6 protein-coding genes, 1 other RNA gene and 1 pseudogene are annotated in these 5,912 nt (G+C 60.3%); 2 read left to right on the forward strand and 6 right to left on the reverse strand.

All coding sequences use genetic code 11. The features are described 5' to 3' along the window. Positions 1-86: 86 nt before the first annotated feature. The 4 genes from arcS to ACI94_RS07635 are packed head-to-tail and all read right to left on the reverse strand — an operon-like array spanning position 87 to position 4,333. A complete protein-coding gene (arcS, locus tag ACI94_RS07620; protein WP_236707454.1) occupies positions 87-1,739 on the reverse strand; it encodes an archaeosine synthase subunit alpha in 1,653 nt (550 codons plus the stop codon). Next, a complete protein-coding gene (tgtA, locus tag ACI94_RS07625) occupies positions 1,711-3,162 on the reverse strand; it encodes a tRNA guanosine(15) transglycosylase TgtA (protein ID WP_066958532.1) in 1,452 nt (483 codons plus the stop codon). Before tgtA ends, arcS begins: the two co-directional genes overlap by 29 nt. A gap of 5 nt (positions 3,163-3,167) precedes the next feature. After that, positions 3,168-3,734 carry a TIGR00296 family protein gene (locus ACI94_RS07630; RefSeq protein ID WP_066958534.1) on the reverse strand — a complete coding sequence of 189 codons (567 nt, stop codon included), beginning with the start codon at positions 3,732-3,734 and terminating at the stop codon, positions 3,168-3,170. A gap of 29 nt (positions 3,735-3,763) precedes the next feature. Next, positions 3,764-4,333: a hypothetical protein gene (locus ACI94_RS07635; RefSeq protein WP_066958536.1), complete on the reverse strand. Its 570-nt coding sequence runs from the start codon at positions 4,331-4,333 to the stop codon at positions 3,764-3,766. A 168-nt stretch (positions 4,334-4,501) separates the two neighbouring features. Between ACI94_RS07635 and rnpB the strand changes: the two genes are divergently transcribed. Next, an RNA gene (rnpB, locus tag ACI94_RS07640) (RNase P RNA component) lies at positions 4,502-4,844 on the forward strand. A gap of 43 nt (positions 4,845-4,887) precedes the next feature. Here the strand turns inward: rnpB and ACI94_RS07645 are convergent. Next, positions 4,888-5,148, reverse strand: a complete 261-nt coding sequence (locus tag ACI94_RS07645) for a hypothetical protein (protein WP_066958538.1) — start codon at positions 5,146-5,148, stop codon at positions 4,888-4,890. Between the two features lie 76 nt (positions 5,149-5,224). Here ACI94_RS07645 and ACI94_RS07650 point away from each other — a divergent pair, with 76 nt between their 5' ends. Then, on the forward strand, positions 5,225-5,779 hold the full coding sequence (locus ACI94_RS07650) for a CBS domain-containing protein (RefSeq protein ID WP_066958540.1): 555 nt from the start codon (positions 5,225-5,227) through the stop codon (positions 5,777-5,779). 7 nt (positions 5,780-5,786) lie between these two features. Here ACI94_RS07650 and ACI94_RS07655 read toward each other — a convergent pair. Next, positions 5,787-5,912, reverse strand: a pseudogene (locus ACI94_RS07655) (triose-phosphate isomerase); the annotation flags it as partial.

Genomic DNA, 5,912 nt, shown 5'->3' on the forward strand with positions numbered 1-5,912 from the left:
AGGCAAAAAATGACATCTTACAGTTGTTTCAGGGCCAACCGCCTGCAAAACATGACCCCAGGGGGAAGCAAACCCCCAGGGCTCACTTACTCCCCAACCTTCCTCACCTTCCTCACCCTCACCGCGATCCCGCGCTTTGATCGGAGCATCTCGTCTGCGCCCATCAGCGCCCGGCCGGTGGCGATCGCGAGCGGGCCTTCGATCAGCACCTCATCGCCCTCCCGTATCCGGGGGTCGCAGTCCGTGATCCCCGGCGCGAGGATGTCGCCCTGCGGGACGAACGCATCGATCCTGACCCGGTAACCCTCCGGTATCAGATCCCACCCCTCAAACGTCGGGCGGAAGAGCCCGGTCCCGGGGTCGATGCTGAAGAGTTGCTGCTTTCCGCGGAGGACCGCCATCTGCATGCTCCTACCACGGATCTGGAGGCCTTTTGTATCGATATCGGTCGCAAACTGCCAGGAGACGGTCCCGCGAATGGTGTCGGTCTGCATCCGCCGTTCACCCTCGAGGGCGTCGGAGAGCGCCCGAAGCGAGGTGGGCGAGGTTGGGTGTCCCCGGCAGGTCACCTCGAGATCGATCCCGCAGGCTTCCGCCGCCATCTCTGCGACGGTGAGCGCTCCGCCCTCAAGGTGCGCGATCACCCGGCGGTACGGGTGCGCAGCAAAGTAGCGGGCGAGGATATCGGCGATGAAGGCGCACTCCTCACGGTCCCAGTAGCCGGTCACCGGTACGTCGTAGTGGCCCGCCGGATAGATCCGCTCAAGTTCTCGGGGAACAAGGCCGAGGGGTGAGGTGACGATCAGTTCGTGAGCCCGCCGGTCCACGGCGTTCATGAAGAACTTGTGGCTCCGGGAGAGTGAGTAAGGCTTCTTCGCCGAGCAGGGGAGGAGGACCGCGACGTCGGTTCTGGTCGGGATGAACCGTTCGATCACCCGATCGGCGAACCGCCGGATCTCCGCACGATTTTGAGACTCGGCGGTGTTTGCGTGCATCGGCACCGCCCGCACTATCGGGAGGGAGCGCTCCATGAATGCATAGTTCCGGTCGAGGAACCGCATGACCCCCACCTGTGCGGCGTCTGCACGGCATCGCAACTCCATCAGTTCCCGGAGCCTGCCCGCCTCGATGTAGTGCCGCACGAGGGCAATCTCCCGGTCCAGCGCGAGGCGGTTGTGCTTTGCAAGGTCGCCGTCCCGGCAGCCCTCACACCCGCATACCCCGGTCTCCATCAGTGAAGCGGGGAACTCCCCTTCCGGGAGGCAGAAGAGATTCTGCGCGGAGGCAAGATCGACCGCCCGATAGTCGAAGAGATCAAAGCCCGAGTAGATGAGGAGGCAGGCGGTCGAGGGGAGCGCAGATGCCGGGGCATACCATGCAGTGTCCGGCGGGATCTTCTCTTTTAAGACCGCAAGCCACCCTGCGTAGTTCCGCGGGTTTTTAAGCGCCGTATGCCAGTTCGCAATCAGGACACAGTCACCCGACTCCGCTCTCGATGGGGCAAGCGGGTGGACGGCCATCGGCTGCCCCTCCCCGGGGGAGAAGTAGTCGCGGACAAACGCCTCATCCGCGGCAAGCGGGACGTTTGAGAAGGGGCGCTTGCGAAGTGCCGGGAAGAGAGCGTCAGTATCGAGGGCGGCAGGGAGGGATACCCTCTTTTCACCCTCTTCATAAACTCCTATTCGCGCAAGACCGTCGCGTTTTTGAGCCTCATACCTGCTCACGGTACACCTCCACATCAGGGAGCTCCTCGAGGACGAGACGGATCCACTCCTCACCGCATCGGACGGCAAACTGTTTCTCCGGGTGCGCCTCCATCAATGCCCGGATCCCTGCGCATCCCGACCGGACCATCTCATCGTCCCATTCCGGGACCTCACTCTGGCCCACGGGGAAGGTCTCCGCAAGTTCCGTGGGATACGGCCCGAAAGGAGGCTTGAAGTTCAGCACCGTGTCAAACCCGGGAACTTCGCGCCCGTCAAACGAGACCAGTACCCGGTCACCGAGCGGGATCCGGGGGATGACCTCCTGGTACCGGAGCACCTCAGTTCTCTGGCAACTCTCTGAACCCCGGTAGAAGAACCGGCGCTTGGAGACAGGGTCATCGCGCTCAAGCTCCGCAGCGTGGGCGAGGAGCTCCCGGTAGCCGTCGAGGAGACGCGGGTGGCTCCGGCACCGCTCGTCGACCAGTTCCCAGAGGGTCCCGTCCAAAATTGCCTGCCGGATGCGGGCGATCTCCGCGATAGTGACATACAGGTTGTGGAGAGCAAGCAGCCTTTCCCGATCCTCGGACTTCCGGAGTTCGTCGGCGGTCATCGAACGGCAGACCCGGCAGGGACAGGGGAGTTCCGCGAGCTCCTCAATCTTGAAGCTCCCGTGCGGGGTGATGTAGCGCCCTTCCCGGGCAAAGAGAGCATACGCGGCCGAGTCGAAGAGGTCGCAGCCCATGGCAACGGCAAGGGCGAACATCGACGGGTGGCCTGCACCGAAGAGGTGGACGGCGGTTGCAGGGGAGAGGCCGCGTTTGGCCGCGAGGACGACCCGAACGAGATCCCGGTAGCGGTAACTCTCCATCAGCGGCACAACGGCGCCGATAGGACAGAAGGTGAAGTTCAGGTCCTGGACGGCCCGTCCCGCCTCCTCACGGAGGTCGGTAAAGATTCCGCCCTGCACCGGCCCTGCCAGGTTCGCGTCAGGGAAGAGTTGTTGAGCTTCACGAATCCGGTCCATGGTGATCGCGAGCTCCCGCTCAGCCCTCTCCCTGCTGGCGTCCGGCGGGGTGGGGAGGTCCAGGGGGACAATAATATCACTCCCTATCGCCTGCTGGAACTCAAGCGTGTCCCGGTTACTTACTTCGACCTCCCCGTAGACCGAGAGCTGGAACGAGCCGGAGTCGGTCATGATGACGCCGTCGAAGTCGAGAACATGATGCAGCCCTTCCGCAAGCGCTCGATCGCGGTATTCTGTGCTCCGCCTGAAGATGTAGGCATTCGTGATCAGAGCCTCAACCCCCATCTCCTGCATCTCGCGGGGGGTCACCAGAGGAAGGTGCGGGTTGACGACGGGAAGGAGGGCAGGTGTCCGGACGATCTTGTCGTTCACCCGGAGTCGCCCCACCCTCCCTGCGATATCTTTGTGTATGACTTCAAAATTGATTGCCATTCGGATTAAACCGCCTTTTCATCGAATATCTGCCCCTCAAAAATCTGTACGGTAACATCGCTGCGCCTCCAGCACCCGGGCTGGAGCCCGGCCTTGATGCAGGTCTGGTCAAGGAACTCCCTGCTGTTCCACCCGCACTCGGTGGCAACCTGTGGGAGGAGAAGGCCGCCGGTTCCAAGACCGGTGATGATCAGGCCGTGCCTCCCGACCTCGACGAAGTTCGGGCGCTCCTCCGGCGGGCAGTCGAGCGGGCGGGGCTGGGTAAGCACTGTCACCTCGAGATCGAGATCGGCAAGTTCCGACCGAGAGACCGGCGGAAACCGGGGGTCCTCAAGAGCGGCCGACGTAGCCGCCTCGACGAGCGCGTCGCCGAGCGGTCTTATCGGATACGGGAGGCCGATGCAGCCGCGGAGGCATCCCTGCCGCTTGATCGTAACAAAGACGCCCCGCTTCTCTTGAAAGACCGAAGGTAAAGCGGGCAGTACCACCCGTTCACCGCTGACGGCTCTCTCGATTACACTTCGTGCCAATAGAACTGCCATTCTGCCTTCTTCCGGGGTCAGCATTTCCATCAGAATGGGTCGTATGATTTTGAATACTTTTAGTCTTTCCCAGAAGAGAAGGACGCGGGAGCACCAGCCGTCGGGATACTGACCGGCCCGGTGACGGAGCAGGGTGCTCTGCCCTCAGTGCGCACCTGGAGGGTCAGGATCTCACCGGCAGGAATGGGACGATCGAGGCGCAGACTGATAATCCGCTCTTGGCCGGGGTGAATGAGCATACCCTCTCCAGGCGAGACCACAGCCCACATCCCGGGCTCTGGGATGGGATCTTTCGAGAGTGCGAGGATCTCAATGTAATCATCCATCATGATCGTCACGGTTGCCCGGGAGAGATCGATGGCCCCTTCCTCCCCGGTATGAGCGACGCGAAAGGTGAGGGTATCGATAGATGTTTCGGAGGGACCCGGGACCGATGAGGAGCCGTAAACCCCTCCGGCAACCTCAAGCTGCGGTTCACCTGCGGCGAGAACCGGGTATACGTCCACAGCGGGGGCCGGGCCCATGGCGCCCGCACCGAGTGAGACAAGTGAGAAGAGTGTGGTGACAACAGTGAATGCCACAAAGATTACCGCAAGTTCCAGATGTGTGCAGGTTTCACCTCCCCCCATGGTAACGTCAATGGTAGGACTAGATACGAGTATATATAGTTATGCTACAGGGTGTGCGCGGTTGACACGATGGGTCTCACCGGGCGGTCCTAAGCGCCCACGGGTTGAGGAAAGGGTCGGGCAGGGTACACGTGCGGTTTTATATTCTCATTACAATATATTATATGGGAGAGGGAGAGTGCGGCCGACGGTGGCACATCCGGTGCTGCTGAGGAAAGTCCTCCCACCAACCAGACACGCAGCCGCATGCAAGTGCGGGTGGCGAGAGCCACGGCAATGACACAGAAACGATACGGCCCGCCGTCAGTGATGAAACGACTGAGCCTCGAGAGGCGAGAAGCGTGGGAAACTCACGCGAGCAACTCGTTGAACGTAGCGGCGGGATACGATGAAACGGTGAATCCCTGCGGGTGCAAACCAGAATAGGGCATATGGATCGTCTGGTATCCGCCCAGGTATGGCGCTCAGCTGAATGCCGCACAGAACAGAAGGAGGCTTACTCCTCCCACTCCTTGCTAACCATCAACTCTTCTCGGTGATGATCTTAGAGTATCTCAGCCCTTTCGCGGTTTGAGCTCGATCTCATCAAACGTCACGATATGTGAGTCGAAGACATCGCCTTTGTCGTTTATGAAGAGCTGGACGAAGATCTCGGCGAGCGTGTTCTCCATGGATATAACATCCCCATGCTCCGCCCGCACATCAAAACCAAGTGACTCCAGTTCGCTCCGGACGGCATCCCTGGTGTAGTATGTCGAGAGTATATCCCTGACCTTCGCGAGGAGGCTCTGCTGCTCTTCAACCTTCACAGCCATACTCCACCNNATGTATTCTTGGGTATATTAACATCTCCAAGAAATGTATAAGTAAAAAAATTACCAATGGTAATATATGGAGATCCCCACCCCGGCTGAGTTGCGTGAAAAACGGATCCGTATGGGCCTAAAGCAGGCAGATGTAGCCCGTATGGCCGGCATCAGCCAATCCATGGTCGCGCGGATCGAGGCAGGCAGCGTAGATCCAAGGGTGAGTACGCTTGCAAAGATTGTGGAGGTCCTGCAGGCGGCGGAACACTCGGAGATCACAGCGAGCGAGGTGATGAGCGCACCCGTATACTCCGTTGCCCCTGATGACCCCGTCAGCCGTGCCGTCGAGATCATGAGCCAGAACAGTATCTCTCAGCTGCCCGTGCTAGAGAATGGGGTACCTATCGGGTGCATATCCGAGTCGGCGATCATGAACGCCATGGAAAAAGGGGGGTTCCACCAGACACACCGAAGACTGGTGCAGGACTACATGGAACCGGGTTTTCCGACGGTTCCTCCGACGGCCCCCATCGATACCATCGTCCATCTTTTACACCACAGTCACGCGGTCATCGTGCTCGATAAAGGGGAGGTACAGGGTGTCATCACCAAGCACGATCTGATCTCGCTAATAACGTAATTTGCGCTTAAAGCATCGAGACAAGGTCCCGGAGGACGGCTTCGGGATCGTCAGCCTTGACGACGCTTGATGCGAGGAGAACACCGCAGGTCCCAAGATCGACAGCAATCTTCACGCACTCGCCCGACTGGAT

The organism is Methanoculleus sp. DTU007 (genome assembly GCF_001512385.1).
Lineage (GTDB): Archaea > Halobacteriota > Methanomicrobia > Methanomicrobiales > Methanoculleaceae > Methanoculleus > Methanoculleus thermophilus.

Coding starts and splice junctions, on each gene's coding strand:
- ACI94_RS07635 (WP_066958536.1), bottom strand. CDS start 4,333: ATGGGGGGAGGTGAAACCTGCACACATCTGGAACTTGCGGTAATCTTT.
- arcS (WP_236707454.1), bottom strand. CDS start 1,739: ATGTGGAGGTGTACCGTGAGCAGGTATGAGGCTCAAAAACGCGACGGT.
- tgtA (WP_066958532.1), bottom strand. CDS start 3,162: ATGGCAATCAATTTTGAAGTCATACACAAAGATATCGCAGGGAGGGTG.
- ACI94_RS07650 (WP_066958540.1), top strand. CDS start 5,225: ATGGAGATCCCCACCCCGGCTGAGTTGCGTGAAAAACGGATCCGTATG.
- ACI94_RS07645 (WP_066958538.1), bottom strand. CDS start 5,148: ATGGCTGTGAAGGTTGAAGAGCAGCAGAGCCTCCTCGCGAAGGTCAGG.
- ACI94_RS07630 (WP_066958534.1), bottom strand. CDS start 3,734: ATGGAAATGCTGACCCCGGAAGAAGGCAGAATGGCAGTTCTATTGGCA.